This window comes from Allorhizobium sp. Av2, from assembly GCF_021462805.2.
In the GTDB taxonomy this organism is placed as follows: Bacteria; Pseudomonadota; Alphaproteobacteria; order Rhizobiales; family Rhizobiaceae; genus Allorhizobium; species Allorhizobium vitis_G.
Genome location: NZ_CP192701.1, coordinates 14,770 through 32,941, shown reverse-complemented (window position 1 = coordinate 32,941; position 18,172 = coordinate 14,770). Strand labels below are relative to the sequence as shown.

At 53.0% G+C, this 18,172-nt stretch carries 22 protein-coding genes; 12 read left to right on the top strand and 10 right to left on the bottom strand.

Going from position 1 to position 18,172, the window contains the following annotated elements; all coding sequences use genetic code 11:
• Positions 1–3: 3 nt before the first annotated feature.
• The gene (locus tag FS819_RS28830) at positions 4–540 is read right to left on the bottom strand and encodes a hypothetical protein (RefSeq protein WP_234625025.1); all 537 of its coding nucleotides are present in this window, start codon (positions 538–540) and stop codon (positions 4–6) included.
• 9 nt (positions 541–549) lie between these two features.
• Positions 550–1,722, bottom strand: coding sequence for a ParM/StbA family protein (locus FS819_RS28825; protein WP_234625026.1), 1,173 nt, complete (start codon positions 1,720–1,722; stop codon positions 550–552).
• Between the two features lie 570 nt (positions 1,723–2,292).
• On the opposite strand from FS819_RS28825, the gene FS819_RS28820 reads away from it, so the two are divergent.
• A complete protein-coding gene (locus FS819_RS28820; RefSeq protein WP_234625027.1) occupies positions 2,293–3,327 on the top strand; it encodes a site-specific integrase in 1,035 nt (344 codons plus the stop codon).
• Positions 3,328–3,330: 3 nt separating this feature from the next.
• Here the strand turns inward: FS819_RS28820 and FS819_RS28815 are convergent, their stop codons facing one another.
• The 5 genes from FS819_RS28815 to FS819_RS28795 all read right to left on the bottom strand — a co-directional run bounded on the left by FS819_RS28815 (position 3,331) and on the right by FS819_RS28795 (position 5,809).
• Positions 3,331–3,729: a type II toxin-antitoxin system VapC family toxin gene (locus tag FS819_RS28815; protein WP_234625028.1), complete on the bottom strand. Its 399-nt coding sequence runs from the start codon at positions 3,727–3,729 to the stop codon at positions 3,331–3,333.
• Positions 3,726–3,971: a type II toxin-antitoxin system VapB family antitoxin gene (locus FS819_RS28810; RefSeq protein WP_234625029.1), complete on the bottom strand. Its 246-nt coding sequence runs from the start codon at positions 3,969–3,971 to the stop codon at positions 3,726–3,728. Before FS819_RS28810 ends, FS819_RS28815 begins: the two co-directional genes overlap by 4 nt.
• Positions 3,972–4,084: 113 nt before the next feature.
• On the bottom strand, positions 4,085–4,453 hold the full coding sequence (locus tag FS819_RS28805) for a hypothetical protein (RefSeq protein ID WP_234625030.1): 369 nt from the start codon (positions 4,451–4,453) through the stop codon (positions 4,085–4,087).
• A gap of 361 nt (positions 4,454–4,814) precedes the next feature.
• Positions 4,815–5,108 carry a hypothetical protein gene (locus FS819_RS28800; protein ID WP_234625031.1) on the bottom strand — a complete coding sequence of 98 codons (294 nt, stop codon included), beginning with the start codon at positions 5,106–5,108 and terminating at the stop codon, positions 4,815–4,817.
• Positions 5,105–5,809 (bottom strand): AAA family ATPase, encoded by a 705-nt coding sequence (locus FS819_RS28795; RefSeq protein WP_234625032.1) that lies wholly within the window; start codon positions 5,807–5,809, stop codon positions 5,105–5,107. Before FS819_RS28795 ends, FS819_RS28800 begins: the two co-directional genes overlap by 4 nt.
• A gap of 769 nt (positions 5,810–6,578) precedes the next feature.
• Between FS819_RS28795 and FS819_RS28790 the strand changes: the two genes are divergently transcribed.
• Positions 6,579–6,893, top strand: coding sequence for a hypothetical protein (locus FS819_RS28790; protein ID WP_234625033.1), 315 nt, complete (start codon positions 6,579–6,581; stop codon positions 6,891–6,893).
• A 504-nt stretch (positions 6,894–7,397) separates the two neighbouring features.
• Positions 7,398–7,961, top strand: coding sequence for a hypothetical protein (locus FS819_RS28785; protein WP_234625034.1), 564 nt, complete (start codon positions 7,398–7,400; stop codon positions 7,959–7,961).
• On the opposite strand, the gene FS819_RS28780 is transcribed toward FS819_RS28785, so the two are convergent.
• Complete coding sequence (locus tag FS819_RS28780; protein WP_234625035.1) at positions 7,958–8,524, bottom strand: putative ABC transporter permease; 567 nt, start codon at positions 8,522–8,524, stop codon at positions 7,958–7,960. The genes FS819_RS28785 and FS819_RS28780 overlap by 4 nt on opposite strands.
• A gap of 2 nt (positions 8,525–8,526) precedes the next feature.
• On the bottom strand, positions 8,527–8,871 hold the full coding sequence (locus tag FS819_RS28775; protein WP_234625036.1) for a hypothetical protein: 345 nt from the start codon (positions 8,869–8,871) through the stop codon (positions 8,527–8,529).
• A 160-nt stretch (positions 8,872–9,031) separates the two neighbouring features.
• Here FS819_RS28775 and topA point away from each other — a divergent pair, with 160 nt between their 5' ends.
• Positions 9,032–11,029 (top strand): type I DNA topoisomerase, encoded by a 1,998-nt coding sequence (topA, locus tag FS819_RS28770; RefSeq protein WP_234625037.1) that lies wholly within the window; start codon positions 9,032–9,034, stop codon positions 11,027–11,029.
• Here topA and FS819_RS28765 read toward each other — a convergent pair whose 3' ends face one another.
• Entirely contained in the window at positions 11,030–11,485 is a 456-nt protein-coding gene (locus FS819_RS28765; protein ID WP_234625038.1) for a Ros/MucR family transcriptional regulator, read from the bottom strand. It lies immediately after the preceding gene.
• 362 nt (positions 11,486–11,847) lie between these two features.
• Here FS819_RS28765 and FS819_RS28760 point away from each other — a divergent pair, with 362 nt between their 5' ends.
• The 8 genes from FS819_RS28760 to FS819_RS28725 all read left to right on the top strand — a co-directional run bounded on the left by FS819_RS28760 (position 11,848) and on the right by FS819_RS28725 (position 18,166).
• Positions 11,848–12,174: a hypothetical protein gene (locus FS819_RS28760; protein WP_234625039.1), complete on the top strand. Its 327-nt coding sequence runs from the start codon at positions 11,848–11,850 to the stop codon at positions 12,172–12,174.
• Entirely contained in the window at positions 12,149–13,750 is a 1,602-nt protein-coding gene (locus FS819_RS28755; RefSeq protein ID WP_234625040.1) for a hypothetical protein, read from the top strand. The genes FS819_RS28760 and FS819_RS28755 overlap by 26 nt, the downstream gene beginning before the upstream one ends.
• Positions 13,751–13,874: 124 nt before the next feature.
• Entirely contained in the window at positions 13,875–14,651 is a 777-nt protein-coding gene (locus FS819_RS28750) for a thioredoxin domain-containing protein (protein ID WP_234625041.1), read from the top strand.
• Between the two features lie 4 nt (positions 14,652–14,655).
• On the top strand, positions 14,656–14,919 hold the full coding sequence (locus tag FS819_RS28745) for a hypothetical protein (protein ID WP_234625042.1): 264 nt from the start codon (positions 14,656–14,658) through the stop codon (positions 14,917–14,919).
• Entirely contained in the window at positions 14,916–15,563 is a 648-nt protein-coding gene (locus FS819_RS28740; RefSeq protein WP_234625043.1) for a DotI/IcmL family type IV secretion protein, read from the top strand. Before FS819_RS28745 ends, FS819_RS28740 begins: the two co-directional genes overlap by 4 nt.
• Positions 15,564–15,612: 49 nt before the next feature.
• Positions 15,613–16,626: a DotH/IcmK family type IV secretion protein gene (locus tag FS819_RS28735; protein ID WP_234625044.1), complete on the top strand. Its 1,014-nt coding sequence runs from the start codon at positions 15,613–15,615 to the stop codon at positions 16,624–16,626.
• Positions 16,627–16,638: 12 nt separating this feature from the next.
• Positions 16,639–17,868, top strand: coding sequence for a DotG/IcmE/VirB10 family type IV secretion system protein (locus FS819_RS28730; RefSeq protein ID WP_234625045.1), 1,230 nt, complete (start codon positions 16,639–16,641; stop codon positions 17,866–17,868).
• 16 nt (positions 17,869–17,884) lie between these two features.
• Positions 17,885–18,166 (top strand): hypothetical protein, encoded by a 282-nt coding sequence (locus FS819_RS28725; protein ID WP_234625046.1) that lies wholly within the window; start codon positions 17,885–17,887, stop codon positions 18,164–18,166.
• The last annotated feature ends 6 nt before the right edge of the window (positions 18,167–18,172 follow it).

Sequence of the window (18,172 nt, the reverse complement as noted above, 5' to 3'; positions counted from 1 at the left end):
CCATCACCCCTTGAAGGCCATAAACGCTTGGATGTTAAGCCCATTGATCGTGTCGTTTGACGATTCGGGACCTTCTACAACGGTCGGTACATCGATTTTTGGACGATCTTCATCCTCCATATTCGATCCGAATGCTGTAGAAGGTCCCGCGCTAGACGTTGGTGTTCTCGGTTTAACAAGATCATCAACGGTAACTGAACCGTCGTTGTCGTTCTCTATTAGACGAGAACGCACATTATTGAAAGTCTCCGTAGACGATGAGCGTTCAAGAAAACGCTCCTCTAACGTTGACGGATGTTCACGGTTTGAAATTCCGATTGGTCTAGGCGGAATAAAAGACATGTTGTCGTTTTGGATGCCAAGTTCCTGCATCAAACCGAGTAACATCAACCGTTTCATCTGATCGCGTCGCTTGCCATCTGGTACTTGTTTGTACAGATAATCCACAAGGACAGCGTCAAGGCCCGATGAGGCGAAGACAAAACCGTCCTTGCGGATCGACTTATCGGATGCAGGTTTGCGTGCCGCTCGTTTCACCATGAGATGACCTTACCGGCGAGGTGCCTTGGCGGCATGCAGCATTTTCATAACCTTGAGCATGCCGTTCGCGTTTGCAAACTGAGGCTGCGCAGGAATGAGGACCACAGAGGGGTTGAACAGCGTCCTAATCTTTTCCTTCAAAAGCATTGAGCCGCCGCCTACGAAAATGACATATGCGAGGTCGGAAGCGTCTTCCAGGTGGCGCAAAAGGGGCTCTCTGATTTTCAGATAGAGCGCATCAAGAACTATATCAGCTTCAGCGCTAACATCATGCAGCTCCCCGAAGACGGATATCTGTTTATTGAAAAGTGCCTTTTCTGGATCTGAAACCCTGCGCAGTTCAAGCTTTTGCTTGATTAGCTCGCCGAGCTGGTCAGCAGCATCGAGCGTCCCCTCTTTTAGGCTGGTCGAGGCTTTCGTCTTAATCATCGTCTGGTCGGCGAAGTTTCCGCTCCACGAACCGAACACAATGTCGGTCGTTTTCCCGCCGATATCGATCACAGCATATGAGGTCGAATGTTCGAACCGTGCCGCGAACTCTTTGTTCGATTGCACCGACGATCCGTCGTAACCCATCATGCAGTCAAAGAAGGTAGCGACACCCTCGGAAAACACCGCTTGGTCATCGATTGAATAGGTTGTCGTTTTGGGTTTCAACGTGCGCGGTTCGATCGCCATCACACTCTTGGCGATGTTCTCTTTTTTCTTTGCGATCAGTTCCACATTGTGTTTGCCCGAGGCCGGCATGTGGAAATCTGAATAGGGCAGGGCAGTGGCCAAGGTGAACGAGACGTTCCTGCCGGCAGCGATCGTGTGTAGGGCATGATTGACCAAGACGCGATTACGATCCGATGTAGGGTAGTCATGCGTTCGGTTTTCGTTGTCGCTACCGGAGCGGCCACGGTTTACTACAAGCATCGGTGAGGCTTGAGCTAGATCGGCCGGGTTTGCGTTGGCAACATCAAAAGCGAAATAGGCGTCGGGCGGAGCCGCCCCGGTTGCGTCCATTTCTTCCCAACCGCGGATCGTCCTCGATGGGAAGGAGAAATTCTTGATCGGGCCGGATGTACCATTTTCGAAATACGCAACTTTGATCTCGCTATGACCATCATCGATCGCAACGAGGATTTCAATTTGCGGTTCTTCAAGAGGTGCCGCGACCTTTTTCTCTGCCGATGCCATGATGAAGACTCCTAAGATGATGGTGCTACGAGAACGCGATCAGGTGCAGAGGTCGTTTTTGCGGTGCTTCCTTGAACGCCGTGCTTCGACATCTCTCGCGCCACGAAAGCGTCGGTCGATTGCTGACCTTCGGTGGTTGTGCATCCAGTGAGCGCCGCCATTGCCAGCATCGCCCCGATCATCATTTGCCTGCTCATTGATACCTCTCCGGAATTCAATCGATGTTTCCCTGCCGTAATTCGAATCCAGTAATAGATTCAAGCGGATGTAATCCGCTTACAGCTAATTCCATCGATATATCTCATTGAAAAAGATGGATATTTGCGCCCTCACGATGACTTACGAGGGCTTTCATGTCAATCTAATTGACGAAGAAATCAGTTTGGTTACCATGCAAACCGAACGTGAGCTCGGGAAGCCCTGTCGGCAATTAGAAAAAGAATGATTTTACATGCAGTTAGCTTGCCTGATGTCAGCGGATGCAATGGAATGTAAGCGGCTACAATCTGCTTACATCATATACAATATAGTAGGGGGGAAATCTAAAATGCGAAAAGTAGGATGGCTATGATGTCTGTCAGTAAGTCGACTGAAGAGCTTTACGGATCTCACGCAAGGCGGTTTTTGAGGTGGCATGAAGAGCGCGGCAGCGATGTCAGTGATCCTAAGCGGTGGGTGGATGCCCTTCAGGAATTGACAGTTGGCCTGTCCAAAAAGACGTGGCGGCTATATCGAAATGCGGTGACCTGGTACTTGCGCGAGACATATGGCGGGGTGTTCGCCGGCACCTTCCTGACGGCAACCGATATCGTTGAGAAGCCACAGACCAAGTCCAAGAAACTGCTTCGTCATATTGAGCCATTAGTGTTGAAGGAGGTTGTCGCTGCCCTACTGAAGCGGACGGACGAGAACGCTCACCGGCTTGCAGATCTCATGATTGCAATGGTGGCGACAGGTCTTCGCCAGAAGGAATTTGGCGCGGCTCAACTCGTCGCGCGCAATGGTTGGGTGCTCGTTGTCGAGAATGCGAAGTATCGACAGGCGTCTGAAGGCGTTCCTGGTCGTGGGAATGGGCCAGTAAGGGAGCTGCATATTGATGACAGCTCCTCCCCTGCCCTGCTCGCGACGATCGAGCGCACCCTTGTCTGGTGTCGAGGCAGGGAATGGAGAAAGACGCACGGCCCGAACGTAAATCGAATATTCCGTCAGGTTGTCGATGACTTGGTGCGGCGTCGGAAGATCGGTTCCAAATGGAAGAGGTTGCGGATCTATGATTGCCGCCATCAGTTCTCGGCGAATGCTAAAGAGCATCTTGATTTGATGGCCGGCGAGGTCGCCGCCGCAATGGGGCATCGGTCGGTCGTTACGGCAGTTTCCCATTATGGCAAGCGGAGCTATGCTCGCTCAGGGGCTGTCATGGTGCGCCCGTCGTCAAGCTCGTTAGCTGCTGTAAGCGAGGCATCCAAAACTAAGGCGAGATCTCTTGTGCAGCGAAGCGAGCTAGCCAGGGCTTCCCGATCTCCTGACGGTCAGGCTCGACAACAGGATGACATGGGGATCGAGCCACCGAACGTTCCGTGGCGGGAACCAGGCCGTGACAGGTAGGTATCAGGCAGGTTGGATGTCCGTTTTGGTAAAACCGCTCGAGTCGAACAAGAGTGGTTTGCGGTATGCCTTTGCACAAGCATAGGCGATGCAATCGCTGTAATTTAGTGCTGCTGGATGCCGTCCAATACCGTAAGTATCGAACGCATCGATCGCTAATGTCGCTGCCTTGGGCGTGATTGACACGATATTCATCCCTTGGGCTTCGATAAAGCTCTCGACGGTGGCTTTGGCATCGCCGATGGGTAGGTCGAGTATCCGCGCAACGGTAATGGTTGCCTCGAAAACGGCGATTGGTGATGTCAGGCGGCTTTTTGCCGCTTGCATCCTCCCGGCGATATGATCTCCGTTCTGTTCATCGGTGAGCATTGCGACGATTGCTGAAGCGTCGATAAACATCATTTCCCCTCGTAATGGCTATCACGGAACGGCTTATCGGCAGGAAGTTGGTTCGGGCCGGCATTGGCTCTCAGTTCTTCCCGATACTTGCGCGCAATTTCTATGGCTGTGGGGGCGGATTCATGGCGCTCAAGGGCCTGCAGTAAGGCCTGCTTAACGGCCTCTGACTTCGTCGTCGCGTTTGAAAGCGCCATGTACTTTTTGGCAAGTTCGTCTACGGCGTCGTCTTTGATATAAAGTGGCATTTGAAATACCTCGCGGGATATCCATTATAGAATATCCGAATATCCTACGTGGGATATCCTGATCTGTGCAAGGGATATTTGCATTGTAGAGCCCTTCCCTTTTACGTCAACCGTTACCAAACTTTGGGTAGGGCGAAAGCAGCGATTACGATAATGACCGTGATCCAGAAAATGCTTGAGATCGCCGATGTTCTGCGCCGCGACGATCGCGTAGACGGTCCTGTATCACCTGTCGAACTTGGACGGCCGTTTGTGGTCGCAAATTCCGTCTGAGACTTGATCTCCTCGTCGCGGCGCTCTTGAGCGTTCACGATTGAACAAATCATCTGGCGAGTGATCTCGTAACGGCTGACGCCATCGGAGGCGAGCTGTCCTAGACGCTCGTCCAGCTCCACTTCGGCCTTCTCTCTTGCGTCTTTGTCAGTAGAGAAGAAATGTCGGTAAAAGGTTTCGTCAAGCGACGAGGTTTCTGTCGTCGGCAACGCATACATCCTTTGTGTATCGCAGGAAGCCTGCACCTTCGATTTCGTCTGCCGCGTTAAGGCGACCTGTCAAGACGAGCTTTTCTGGCGGGTTCGGATAGAGGGAGAGTTCGTTCATTAGCCTTCGAAATGAGCGGCCCTTAATCCGAGCTCTAACCATCCGAGCTGGTGATCCTCCATACGGTATTGTGAGGACTACGTCTGGCTGCGCCTGAGTGCGGCCTTTGTCGTCTTGGGCGGGCACTACCGACGCTTTTGGTAGATCCGCAACACGAATGCTTATCTGGACGACAAGCGTCTGCGCCGGCAGTTCGGCGACTATGGTGGTAGAGTTCGGCATCATGGACTCCCTGCCCTGCCCTCAGATGTTCTTTTCGTTCATCCAGATCTCGATGATCTGACCATAAGTGTAGCGGTTGTCTTCGCAGTAGTCCCGCAGTCGTTCGGCGACGGTATGAGGAAGACGTACCGATATCTGCGTAGTAGGTTCTTTCCTTTTACGAGTGGAAACTACCTTTTGTTCCACTTCCTTGAAGCCGGTTCGTTCGGCTGCTCGATCTGCTGCTGCGATCTCCGTCCTGGTAGGAGCGTCCTCTTTTTCAGGCAGAGGTAGGCTGGCTACACCGCTAAGGGAAAATCTTTTCGTCTGGTTCATGCTGCGTCCTCCTTGCGTGGAGACAGAAGTGAAAACACCTCGCCTGCTAGTTCCTCAGCATTTGCAATAGCCTTTTCAACACCTGAGACCTGATCGGGGTCTAGTTCATGAACTGCAATACGGTCCAGAAATACGGTTCTGAAAGCTTCGCGCGCTCGAAGTTGCGTTTGGAGGATCGGTACGTTTTCATCCCTTGCAAACTCTTCGAACTTTTTATGGATCTTCGATTTAAAGGCGTCCGAACCTGGGGTTTCTGTCATGACACAAGCGTAAGCTACTGTTCGACCAATCCCCTCCATTTCAGCCCGGATCAGCTTAATAGCTTCGATTGCCTGATCTATATCTTCGGGGCTAGGACGAACAGGGATGAGGACGAGGTCGGCGCGCAAAATGACGCGGGAAAGGACAAGGGTCGCCCGACCTGGTGTGTCGAGGATTACGATCTGATTTCTCTCGCGAAGATCCTTTAGGACGTCGAAGAAGTCGTCATTGTCGATGTCAGCGACAATTTCAATGTCGCACTTGGTTAGGACGGGCAGTTCACCCTTCCTCCCCTCTTTCCACTTTTTCAGTGTCTTCTGAGGGTCGTTGTCCATAATGGCAACGGAAGCGCCGTTTCTGTTGAAGGTGGTTGCGAGCATGAGCCCAACCGTCGATTTTCCAGCTCCGCCCTTTGGGCTCATCACTGCGATTGTTGGCATCTTCGTTCCGTTCCTGGTGCTTGAATTCCTGAGCTGCCTCAGTGCTGCGACCTGATACTGATGCGTACCGACGCGCACCGAATGCACTTAACCCGTACTAACATATACCAGTAGCAGTTAACAGCAGCTAAATCAATGCGAAACACACCAACCCCAGTTAACCCGTAGCAAATTAACGCGGTACGATGCAAAGGCAGGTAACTGCACATAAAGGCAATTGGTACCTAGTGGTACCAGTGAAGTTTGTTGAGTTGAAGAAAATGGACCAAAATCAATTGAACAGCTGATTTAACTAAATGGGTTCTTGGACGTGAAGCATGAAAAAGCGGAGGGGTTGCGCTGCGATAAGGAGATTAACGATGGTTGTAGGGATGATGCAGTAATGTAACAACGTTATAGCAATATATCGCTGACAGGTTGTCTTGACTTGAGAAACGTCAAAAACCGAGGCACATATGCCATGATCATATCATGGGGCATGCGATGGTCAAAATACGTCCATACGCCAGTCATCTGGTGACGATCAACGTTTAATAAAATGCAACGGGTGATTTTAGGCCAGGTAGACGAGTAAGTCTTAGGTTGACACCCAAAGACGGTAGAATTACTAATTCGTAATCGTTCAGCAGGGTTGAGCAGGAACGTTGAGAAGCGTTAAGCCTATTCCAAAGAGCCAAAATGTATTAAAATATGCCGATAGTCAAACGTTGTAAAAGGATAGAATTATCCAGACAACGTTCATAAGGGAATAAAATGGCAGGAGAATTGTGTGACAGAGGCCCATGACGTTCTACGGTACGTACCGCTTGTCTACATGGTTTCGCCGTCAACAGGTAAGCGCGTCTGCGTAGCCCTGCATAACGGTCTATCTGCTGCCGATGCACACGATCTCGCTGCGCGTTCGATGGAGAACGAGTTTACCGACACCGCTCTGGATGTGCTGCATGAGTTGCGGCTCGTTAAACTAATCGAGCATGCCATTGACTGGAGGTTCATGACAGATCAGGAGCGCCTGGAGTTCTGCACGAATGTGCCGAACGTTTACGAAGAGCCTGCAGAAGATTTGGTTTCGGCCGAGGGCTGACAAAAAAGCGGAAGCCGTATCCCACCCGATGTGGCAGATCATATCGCCAAATTAAGGGTAGCCCGCGCGACTGTTTTGAATGCCACCGGGAAACCCGACGCTAAAGACCAAGGGAAGCCTGAGATGCTTAATCGGCCAACAATAATCATACTCACATCGCTACTAGCGGGCGGGCCTGTTTACGCACAGCAGCAGCCGGCACAACAGCCGACACAACAACCTACACAGCAACCTACACAACAGCAGCAGCAAGGTCAGAACGAGCCTCGCGAGGGCGGGTCGCGCTGGCAGTACCAATCTGAACAATCGGAGGCTCGGACGTACACCCAGCCGAGCTTCGCTCCATCGATCCCTCTCGAGGTTGAGCAGCTCCGGAACAGAACCGCAGCCCTGGAGGATCGAGTGGAGAAGCTCGAGAAAGCACTCTCGCAAGCTGTCTTGGTCATCAACGCTCAGACTGAAACTTTCCAAAAATTGAGCGGGAAGTAACGGAGCAAGTCTGGTATGCCCGATCTTATTACCCTTTTTAACAAACTTGCCGTTGTTCTGCCGTCCGCGACAACGCTTGTTTATACGTTTATGGGCCTCGCTGGACTTACGATAGGCATCTTGGCGTTAGTTGATGCATATCAGCATGCTATAGGAGAGGTTTCCCCCCGACTGCCGTCAAAGGGCAGCATACCATTTCGACTGTTTCTAGCCGGCGCAATGGTCGTCTCGCCATTGCTGCTCTGGCGTGCGGCCAACACGTTCGTCTTGGGTGGCGACCGGACCCTGGATATGTTTTCCTATGTTGGGGGAGGGGAGAGCACTCCCTATTGTGATCTATTTCACCAAAGCCTTGCATACTTTTTTATGTTTATTGGCTCGATCGCGATAGCCACGGCGGCGATACAGGCGAACGGCATTGCAACGGGTCGAAACAACAAAACCGCATTCGGACCTGTCGTGTTCTTCATCGGCGGGGTCTTGTGCTTCTTTATCGATGATGTTGGAGCCATCATTGGCAACACAGTCGGTATGGAGATTACGCTCGGAAATATTTGCGCGAACCTTAATCCCGCCTAAGCTGATCTATTTTTAAAGAATGGCAGTTCAGATCGTAGCCACTCTTTGAACGGCGATTTTCGCTCGTAAACGCGCATGTTGGAGTATTGCCATGCTCGATAGCGCATGCCTGCTGATTGGACCCAAAGTATGGAGCCAAGAAGGATGCCGCCGAGGAAAGTAAAGACGCTTCCATTCCACATCGAAATCAGAGATGCGAGAACAGCCGCGCCGAGGCCGACGTAGAACATCTGGTTCGATTGATCCATGAAACGGTGTGAGCGTTCCATTGCCTCAATCGGGTTGATAGAAAGCAGCTCTGAGTGGTCGCATGAAGTGCAAACGAGAGATGCTGCCCCTTCACCTTCCTGTGCTTTGAACACCATCCTGGCATCGCATTTGGGGCAGATATGTTCTTCTGCATCTATTGATGACTTCAGCTTCGATAGGAACGAGGCCTGTTCGGCTACATTCCGCACTTGTTGCTTGAACGGATGCAGCCGGAAAGGGACCAGGCGTGGCCGCAGGTGCCGCAACGGGTTCTTTGGTTCGTCACCGTTGTCGTTTTTGTTTTTCCTGGCCATGCTCAGTCCGTTATCTGTGCGTTGAAGTTTTCGAGTGCTGCAAGATCCTGGGACCGATCACCCGTAAAGGTAAAATCAACGCTGAAGCTGTCGTGGCCATCGGCGTCAGACCATTTTGTCCATCGGGCGTAGCCGGGGAAAATGAAGATCACATTCGAGGTAGACCCGTCATCTTTCCACATAGTCGATATTTCGTCGTCATCGACAACATATTCCTGTCCATCGACCTCGATCGTCTTCGGCATATCAACGTTGTCAGCGAAAGATAGAAGAAGCGCGTCACGTAATCGCGATGAAATTTGCGAGTTCTCGATGTCCGTTTTCGTAAATGAAGCGCTCAGCATCATTTTTATTACCTCTTTATGTGTTGTCGAAAGCGATCATAGACGTTAAGTCTCTACAATAATCGTATCAACCAACAGATTTTAGCTCGCATAGTCGGCGTCAATAACGTTAATACGCATGGCAATGCCCCCGACAACCTAACGCATTACAGTGGATATCGCAATGAAGCTGATGATTGTCGAGTCTCCTAACAAGGTGAAGAAGATCAGTTCGATTCTTTCTGGTTTGGGTGGCGACTGGACAGTCGCCGCAAGCGTTGGACATGTGCGGGACTTGCCGGAAGACCAGGCAGGGGTCGTCGGACCTCATTACAAGCCGATGTATCAGCTCACCGAAAGAGGAAAGGGTGTCGTCGCTAAGCTACGAGAGCTGGCCGTGAGATCTGATGAGGTTTATCTCGCGACTGACCCTGATCGAGAAGGAGAGGCGATTGCCTGGCATCTTGCCGAGGTGCTGAGGCTGAGTGATCCTCGCAGGGTGACCTTCGATAGCATAACGGATGCGGCGATCAGAGCAGCACTGTCTGCTCCACGGAAAATCGATATCGATCTGGTTCGCGCACAGGAAGCCAGGCGCGTACTTGATCGGCTTGTTGGCTTCACCATCTCCCCGGTGCTCGGTCACATGCTCAAGGAGCGTGCGAGCGCTGGCAGGGTTCAGAGCCCTGCAGTACGTCTGGTGGTCGAGCGAGAGCGCGAGATTGCCGGCTTTAAGCAAACCAGGCATTTTCAAGCGAAGCTTCATTTCGCCGACGCTAAATGGTCGGCAGACTGGTTCGTGAAGCGCTACCTGCCGGAAGGTGGCAAGTACATTCTTGATGAAGAATTGGCCGGAAAGGCAGCTTCTGTTCGGGATCTGAAGGTCATCAAAAGCGAGATGAAGGATGTGGAAAAGGCTCCGCCACCGCCTTTTACGACATCGACCCTTCTCCAGGCGGCGAGCGCTCAGCTCCGGTTTAAGCCGGCGCACACTGCGAAGGTGTCCCAGGCGTTATTTGAACAGGGTTTGATCACCTACCATAGGACGGATAGCCAGAACCTAAGCGATGATGCGATCGCTGAAATCCGCGAGTATGCCGCAACAGCCGATCTGCTGTTACCCAAGGGGCCGCGGAAATTTGGCAGCAAGCAAGATGCGCAGGAGGCTCATGAGGCCATTCGGCCAACGCACGTTGCTACAGAGCGGGCAGGGGAGACCAATGATGAGAAGGCACTGTATGACCTAATTCGCAAGCGGGCTATCGCCAGTCAGTTAGCTGATGCCGTTTATGCATCTGTCATGGTCGGCATGGTGGGCGAGGGGCACGGAATGATATTCCACTACCAGGCGCGATCAAACACTTTGAAGTCGAAAGGTTGGCGAGCCCTCACTACAACGGACGCGGCTGACGAAACCGATGAAGGCGAGGGAGAGGTTGGCAATGTTCCCTTTTTGGAAGTCGGGACGGCGCTAAGGGCAGAGAAGGGCGAGGTGTTGTCGAAGGTGACAGAGCCCCCGGCTCGCTATTCGCAGGCAGGCCTGATCAAAAAACTCGAACAGCTTGGCATTGGTCGGCCATCGACCTACGCAGCGATCATCACCAACATCATGTTCAGAGGTTATGTTGAGGAGAAAAAGAACCATGTACATCCGGCCGACAAGGCGTTTCGCGCGATCGATGCGCTTACCGGAAAGTTCGGTTTTCTGGAGTATGACTTTACGCGCGATGTGGAGGTGAAGCTGGATCATGTTGCTACCGGCAAAGCGACATATCTCGATGTTGTCGCCCAGGCCGACAACTTGATCCAGCAGGAGCTTGGTCGAACAGGTGTTGATCTGTCGGCATTGACGGTGCCGACAACGCCTCAGCTCCAGTTCGCGCAGAAATTGGCTGAGAAGCTCGGGGAGGAGATCCCGGCAGAAGCGTTGAGTGATCGATCAAGGCTTGGAGATTGGCTGACGGGTGCGAAAGAGCGGGCTGACAAGGCGTTTAAGGAGCGTTTGAAGTCCGAGCCGGCGAGCGAGGCTCAGATCGCTTTGATCCAACGCGCGATAGACGAGGGGAAGATTGAAAAGCCAGAAGGTTGGCCGGCGATCGATAAGCTGTCGGCCAGCCTGAGTATTGACGCAATTATGGGCGGAAAGAAATCACGGTCAAAACGGACGGGTAAGCGTCGTTGACTAGCTCCGCTTGCGGTTGATACGGCCTTGTTCACCGAGATTGTTTTTCAGTGCCAGCTCGGAGCGCTGCTGTGAGTAGGATTTCGCAACGAGCGGATAGTCGTCACTAAGCGACCACTTCGCCTTATACTCCGTCGTCGTCATATCGTGGATCTGGCCAAGGTGGCGCTTGAGACTTTTGTATTTGCCGCCACATTCCAGGCAGACGATGTGATCGTCGGTGAATGATTTTTTGATCGGGACTGCTGGTTTCAGATCGCCCTTGTCTTCTTCAGACGCAGCAAGGCCAAGTCCCTCTTTCAGAACGTCTCGGATATTCCGGTATGCTTCGGGAATGTCCTTGTGATCGAGGCGCGTCGTGGGATTCGACAGGTACGCGGTAAGGATTTCCACAGCGCGATCCATGATTTGGTCTTCAATCTGCGGATTTTTTTGTTTGATTTCTGAGTTCGACATTTGGTGTCCTGTTGGTCACAAACCTAGCTCATCGATAGCGGGTAACGATTAAGTCATCTTCACCCCGTTTAGCGATGGCGCTTCTAGCGTCTACTATCGTTGAATCGCGTCCTCAACGCAAATAAAGAATTTCTCTCTATATCAATGTTATAGGCGACAACGTGAGCGGTTCTTTTACCCGCTTGCGATGTGGTGACACTAGACGCGAATATGCGTGCAATCATGCCTTCTTCAATTAGATCTGAGTGTAATTCACAAGTTTCGAATAGACATTCGCCAAGTTTTGAAAACGTCACTCCAATTGACGACAACACCAAAACGATTAGTATGGCACTCGTTATGGTGAACCGAACGAGAGCGCTATGCCGACATATGATGCGGATGAAGTCGTCGTTAGAAACGATGATTTTGTGGGTTTTTGGGAGGCGCGAGGTGCGTTGCTCCAAGCCTTCGGCGGCTATGGAAACCTTCGTTACCAATTCAGCAGCTCAAAATATCAGAGAGCACTTAGGAAGGCCCGTAGGGGCGAGCTAACACGCTCCGAGCTGATGGATTGCCTGTGTCATGTAAGCGCTCGCCAAGACATTCCCCCGGTCGAGCGACCAGATGCCCGCGCCGTCGCGCTCACCGTCATATCCAACAGCGATCAAATTGAGGAAAAAGATGGCCCGTATTATGCGCAGCTCTAATTCTGATGGCCGTCTATTGGACGCGCAGCGCGAGCATGCTGCCCAAACCTTTCTGTCACATCATCCTGATATTGCGAGAGATCTATCGTCGCGCCGTCAGGATGATCTCTACACGTCGATTGCGAACCACATCAGCATGACCGGCGATCCGGGCCGTAGGCAGTTGCTGACTGTCGGGCTTCGGCAAGAGTTTGAGAAGGCGCAGTCGAACATTATCGAGGTAACAAACGCGCGGCCTCAGCCGGCCGGCCGTTTCATTCACGATGCAAGGCCCGATCCTGAAAAACTTCTTGCCGAACTATATGAGAATACGCACAGGGATGCATCCAGTCGCCCACTAGGTAATGTTGCTGGCCACGCGCAGGAAAGACTTGCAGCGACCTATGCTGCGCTCAAACTCGTTGAGGTCGCGCGCGACCAGGGCCTACTACCAGAAAACCCAACTCTCATCGCGACAAAGGCGATGGTGCAGGACAAGCGGACGAGCCAGGAGTTTCCAGCCGCTCATCGCATGCCGGGTGATTTGGCAATCCAGAATGAGGACGGGTCAACTACGCGGCTTACGGATGTCTTCAAGGTCGATCTCAATAAGGTAGCAATCGACAGGGAGGTTTTCGCAACCACCGATCGGGTCAACCGCCTTGTCAATGTCGCCGACGGTTGGGCGGAAAATGCAGGGATGAAGACGGCGCTTGCACTAGCGGCGACGGAAGTAGCGAGGGGTGCCAGCGCAGGCAGCGCCATGAAGGACATAATCGAGCCCGGCTATGCCGATGCGGTAAAAGCAGCGTATTCAAAGGTCGAAATGAACTTCACAGTCGCAGAGCAACAGATTGTTGGCGGTGCGATACTGGATGCCCGCACGATGCAGCCCATCCGTGGCGTGATTGAAAACCTCAAGCTTTCCTCGACCGACCAGGAGGCGAGGGCGCACGCGAAGGAGCTTATTCGTCTCACGCTCCATACCTATTCCAAAGAAACGGAGCTAGGCGAGGAGCAGCAGCTTAGGATCGACAATCTGATCGAGGGCATCAAAGACAACGAGACTAAGCTTGGGGCCTTTTCCGAGAATGCCGTTGATCCGAAACGTGCGATAACGGAGCAAGGCTTCTACCGTCAGCGAGGCTTGCAGGCCTACGAGGATTTGATGGGACCAATAGAGAAGCTGGCCAATGAAGCGATGGCGGCATCTGTAAAGGCCGAAAAGACGGTCAATGATCCTCATGCGACGGATGGGCAGATCCGAGCGAGCTTCGCCGCCGTCGATGGTTATAAGCAAGCGATTGGAAGATCACTTGAATCGATGGAGGGTAAGATTAACGATCAGCTGTCATCTCAGTTCCGCGATGAGGGCATTAAGGTGTCCACAGCCGACGTTGCAGCAATATCGAAAAGCGTCTTGGATAGCGTTAAGCTGCCACCTAAACTTCAAGAATTTGAAAGATATTCGCGTCACATCGACTACCTAAAACGCGATTACACTAATGAACGCATAGAAAACGGGCCAAGGGCAGTTGACGAGCCGTCGAAAAACGCTGAAGTCAGCGTTGAGATCGACCATGATCCTAGACCATGATGGTTGATTAACGTAAAGGGTGAGGTTATTCGTGGTTAATCCTGAATTGAGTGAATCAGTCGAGGCGAGGGCGAAGATGGGTAAGGGCGGCATAATTGCGCTTGGATGCGTTGCAGGAGTGTCATTGATCGCAATGACCGTGATGGCGACATACATGTTTGTTCGTCAGAGCGAGCCTCAGTATCCGCCACAGATGCCGTACGCAGGCCAGATGGCTGGTCAATATCAGCAGTATCAGGGCCAGTATCAGCAGCCGCAGTTTCAGCAGCCCCCACAATTCCAGCCGCAGCAGCCACAGCAGTTCCAGGCACCGCAGGCTCAGCCTTTCCAACAAGTGCAGGCTCAGCCCGCGCCGCTACCGGCTTCGACAAATCCGGCGAATCCTCAGCTTCAGGCAAGTTCGAAAGACATCCTGAAAATCGTTTCGCAACTTGAGGGCTTTACCGATAATTCGGGAAAGACTGAAGCGACGGCCAATCTTCCGCCGATCCAGATATTCTTTGATCCGCGCTGCCCGTATTGCCACAAGCTCTATGACAACATTGCCGGGAAGGCTCCGATCCACTGGATTCCAATTTCCGCACTGGCTCCCGCAAATGGAGGCATTGCGCCGGGAGCGACGATCATTCAGGCGGAAAAAGACAAGCCAGGGATCGGTGGCAAGGAGGCCATGCGCGCGGCGTTCGACAAGAAGCTGACTGCAATCACGCCTTCGGATGCTCACAAATCTTCGCTGGAGCAAAATCTCGGATCGTTTGTGCTCATGGCGAAGACGCTTCCGCCATCCGTTCAGGCCGGCGTTCCGTTCGCACTAATCCCTAAAGCAGATGGAACGTTCGAGACACACGTCGGATACACCGAAGGTGATGAGACCGCCATTATGAACGCCTACGGGAAATAATCATATGGCATTCACGATCCCAAGGTTCGGGTTTCCATCCGACGACAAGATGGAAGCCCCAAGCGTTCAAGACAATCGGATAGCTGCGCTTCACCGCGCAGTTGCTTTCGTTTTGAGTGCCTTGGTCGTGTCGGTCGTGGTCAATCTTTTAGTCGTGCCGAAAGTCTTCAGAGCTGCCGAGGTCATCCCCTATGTGGCTGATGGCGGCGTGTTCGGTTGTCAGGTGAAAGTCGTAGATGAACCGATGCCGCAGGGGCCAACTCAATGAAAACCAAAGATCAGATCATCTTTGAGAATAGTGCTGCCGCAGCGGTATCAAAAAGCCTCAGACTTGTCCTCGTAGCATTGGCGATTACACTGTTCATGTCGCTCGTGCTCAACGTGTTTTCTCTCTACGCGCTGCGCAATTGGTTCCCGATAAAGCAGTTCGTTTGGACGCAGGATGCGAGAGCAGTGTGTGAGGCGATCACGCTCGATCAGCCAAACGTATCTGACGCTCGTGTTCGTAACATGGCAGCGGATGCAGCCATTGAGCTGAACTCTTATGACTACCTCAATTGGCGTCGCCAGATCCAAAACGCCATGAATGCTTATCTGACAACTAATGCTCAGCGGGCTTATTCCACCGCTTTGAGCGGGTCGAATACGATAAAGCGCGTTGAGCAGGGTTATTACACCGTCTCGGCTCTGTTGGGGAATAAGCCCCCACGCATCGCCGAAACAGGGATGCTTGATGGCCGGTTCTACTGGAAGGTCGAGGTTCCCTTGGTGATTTATTACCGCACGCCGGAAGTATCGAAGCCGGAAAGTCGCGTGCTGGTCATGACGGTCGTTCGTGTCGATCCGTCGTTCATTAATCCCAATGGTATTGCGATCGACGGGATCACATCAACGCAAGAAGTTTCGAGATGACGGGGCCGACATGGGGATAAAACTAACATTAGTTTCTGGCGCTGCCGTGATGGCACTCTTGGCGGGTAACGCCAGCGCTCAGGAAAAAGGTCGTGGACCGGGGCCGCAGGATTGCGGCGACAAGGCCAATCCTTGTGCTGTGTTGAAGCCAGCAGAGCCGATCACGCAGCCGGCCTATCCTTTTGGTGGCCCGAAGGATCTACCAGATCCCGAGCTTGAAAAGCTTCGAGAAGGCGTCGTGAAGGAAAATCTTGGCACGATGTTGGGACCGGGTGACATTGGCGCGGTCAATAACCAGAAGCTCGATGCTCAGGGTGCAACCGCTTATCCCGGTTACGCGGGCAAATCACTGCCCTCAGCGCGGCGACGAGACATCACCTATATCAAGGGGCCGCAACAGGGACCGGAACAGCTTTGGCTCGCGCAGAACATCCCGTCACCTATTTCGTTTCAGGACCAGTATGGAAACCCCTGGCCGATTGCGTCGATCGCTTTCGATCCACGTTTCTATTCAGTCAACGGGCAGGGCTGTGGCGCTAATAACGCGCCAGCGCCCCTGTCTGATGAGCGCCCAACGTTCATCACGGTCACCCCATGCCGTTTCTGGACCTGGAGTTCGTTTTCAGTCCAACTGCAGGACATCAACACACCGATCGTGTTCGTAGCGGGTAGCGGCGATGACCAGACCAAGAAGTTCATCGACGTTCCTGTTCTTGTCCATGTTCAGGGGCTTTCGCCGACTGGCAAAAAACCCAAGCCGGTTGCCAGGGCGCAGCGGCCTCGTAAGCCGGTAGAAAGTGGCCCAGATTCCGCTTACCAAGCGTTTCTTAACGGCACGCCGCCCAGCGGTGCTACCCGGATGGATACCAATGATGGCAACGCTACCGCCTGGCTCTACCAGGGAAGCCTCTATCTGGTGGCTCCGTACAAGGTGATCACTCCGGATTATGAGGCGATCGCCAGCGGAAACAACAAGAACATTTTCCGCTTTGGTGCGGCAACCTCCCGCGTCCTCGCTTCGGCAGCAGATGGCTCCGAGCGCGTCATCTCAATCGGCTATTAAGGGGCGACCACCATGGCAGCATCGAAATACTATATCGCAGCCGGTGGAGCGGCCGTGATCGTCGCGGCTGGTGTCGTATTGCTCACGACTGGTGGACCTTCGGTCGATCAGGGTGGCAATTCACCTACCAACCTTTCGCAGAATGCTCCGCGCCTCAATACGGACATGCTCAGTCCCGTTGGGCAGGAAGAAGCATCTCGGCGCGCGACTGCAAACGACCAGAAGGCTGAAGAAGCAAAGCAGCAGCCTGATCAAAGCTATGTGGCTCCCCCGGTCATTGCTGAGGAAGTCAACATGGGTGCTGATGGCCCCTTGGCTCAAAAACCGCCAGTTGGCCTGGAATTGCCGGAAGTGAAACCGATCCGGCCGGAAGACATCAAGGTGCCGGAAAGAGTTGTTGTCCAGCGTCAGCCGAACCCGCAACAGGAGGTGCAGGTTGCGGCCGAGCGGGAGCGGATCAAGGCCGAGAATGATCGCAGGAACCAGCTCGCAGCGAAGGTGCAGGAGCAGGTCAACCAGCTCCTCGCCAACAACGCGCAGCCCAATATCAATATTCAGGGCTACAAAGAGCCACCGAAAAAAGAATCCAACGGCTCCGGTAATGGTGCTGGCAACGGAAACGGGCGAGGCAAACCTTCCGGTCCCGTTATCCTCGCAGCCAAGCCAGGTGATGTTTTCTACGCGAGCTTGAAGGTTGGCTTCAATTCTGAAGATCCAAGGGGCTTGCCCGTCTATGCCACGATCTACGATCAGCGTGGCAACGGCTCGTATGGCCCACTACACGGCGGCGTGTTGGCAGGCCAGGTCACCTACAGTAACGACCAGGCAGCAGTGACATTCAGGCAGATGACACTGCGTGATGGTCGCACCGCACCGATTCAAGCAATGGCCGCGACTCTTGACGAGGTTCGACCAGGCGTGGCGGCAAAAGTTGATCGCCACACCCTATCCAGATGGAGTGGCCTTGTCGCAGGCTCCCTGCTTCAGGGCCTCGGGCAAGCTGGCCAAGAGCTAGTTCGCAATGATACCCAAACAACGATTTCTGATGGTTTTGCCACCACATCTGGCCGCGCAGGTATTGATTGGCAGAAGGTTGGCCTCGCTACGCTTGAACCTCTGGGCAACAATCTTTCGCAGGTTATGGCGAGAAACTTCCAGCGCAAGCCGACGATGTCGAGCCCTGCTGGCACTGATGTAGGTATCGTGTTCTTGCAGCAGGTTACCGTTGAAGCTTCCAAGTAAACCCGACAGGTGACATGTGGCCGTAAACTCTACCGAAGGTGACCTTTCGAATGTCATCACCAATCTGGATTCGATGTTCCAGAACTACGGCACCGTTGCACTCATCTTCGCCGGGGTTGGCGGCGTTGTCCTTGCTGGATATGCGGGCATGAAGCTGCACTCGACGTTGATGGAGGATAGCCACGCGATGATGCAGTCACGAGGAAGCGTAGCGGGGTGCCTGCTTGCCATCGTGATTGGTGGTCTCATAACGATCTCGTCTGTCATCGTTACATGGTTCGGATTGCTCTACGGGTGAAATTAG

Coding starts and splice junctions, on each gene's coding strand:
- FS819_RS28830 (WP_234625025.1), bottom strand. CDS start 540: ATGGTGAAACGAGCGGCACGCAAACCTGCATCCGATAAGTCGATCCGC.
- FS819_RS28825 (WP_234625026.1), bottom strand. CDS start 1,722: ATGGCATCGGCAGAGAAAAAGGTCGCGGCACCTCTTGAAGAACCGCAA.
- FS819_RS28820 (WP_234625027.1), top strand. CDS start 2,293: ATGTCTGTCAGTAAGTCGACTGAAGAGCTTTACGGATCTCACGCAAGG.
- FS819_RS28815 (WP_234625028.1), bottom strand. CDS start 3,729: ATGATGTTTATCGACGCTTCAGCAATCGTCGCAATGCTCACCGATGAA.
- FS819_RS28810 (WP_234625029.1), bottom strand. CDS start 3,971: ATGCCACTTTATATCAAAGACGACGCCGTAGACGAACTTGCCAAAAAG.
- FS819_RS28800 (WP_234625031.1), bottom strand. CDS start 5,108: ATGAACCAGACGAAAAGATTTTCCCTTAGCGGTGTAGCCAGCCTACCT.
- FS819_RS28795 (WP_234625032.1), bottom strand. CDS start 5,809: ATGCCAACAATCGCAGTGATGAGCCCAAAGGGCGGAGCTGGAAAATCG.
- FS819_RS28785 (WP_234625034.1), top strand. CDS start 7,398: ATGCCCGATCTTATTACCCTTTTTAACAAACTTGCCGTTGTTCTGCCG.
- FS819_RS28780 (WP_234625035.1), bottom strand. CDS start 8,524: ATGGCCAGGAAAAACAAAAACGACAACGGTGACGAACCAAAGAACCCG.
- FS819_RS28775 (WP_234625036.1), bottom strand. CDS start 8,871: ATGATGCTGAGCGCTTCATTTACGAAAACGGACATCGAGAACTCGCAA.
- topA (WP_234625037.1), top strand. CDS start 9,032: ATGAAGCTGATGATTGTCGAGTCTCCTAACAAGGTGAAGAAGATCAGT.
- FS819_RS28765 (WP_234625038.1), bottom strand. CDS start 11,485: ATGTCGAACTCAGAAATCAAACAAAAAAATCCGCAGATTGAAGACCAA.
- FS819_RS28760 (WP_234625039.1), top strand. CDS start 11,848: ATGCCGACATATGATGCGGATGAAGTCGTCGTTAGAAACGATGATTTT.
- FS819_RS28755 (WP_234625040.1), top strand. CDS start 12,149: ATGGCCCGTATTATGCGCAGCTCTAATTCTGATGGCCGTCTATTGGAC.
- FS819_RS28745 (WP_234625042.1), top strand. CDS start 14,656: ATGGCATTCACGATCCCAAGGTTCGGGTTTCCATCCGACGACAAGATG.
- FS819_RS28740 (WP_234625043.1), top strand. CDS start 14,916: ATGAAAACCAAAGATCAGATCATCTTTGAGAATAGTGCTGCCGCAGCG.
- FS819_RS28735 (WP_234625044.1), top strand. CDS start 15,613: ATGGCACTCTTGGCGGGTAACGCCAGCGCTCAGGAAAAAGGTCGTGGA.
- FS819_RS28730 (WP_234625045.1), top strand. CDS start 16,639: ATGGCAGCATCGAAATACTATATCGCAGCCGGTGGAGCGGCCGTGATC.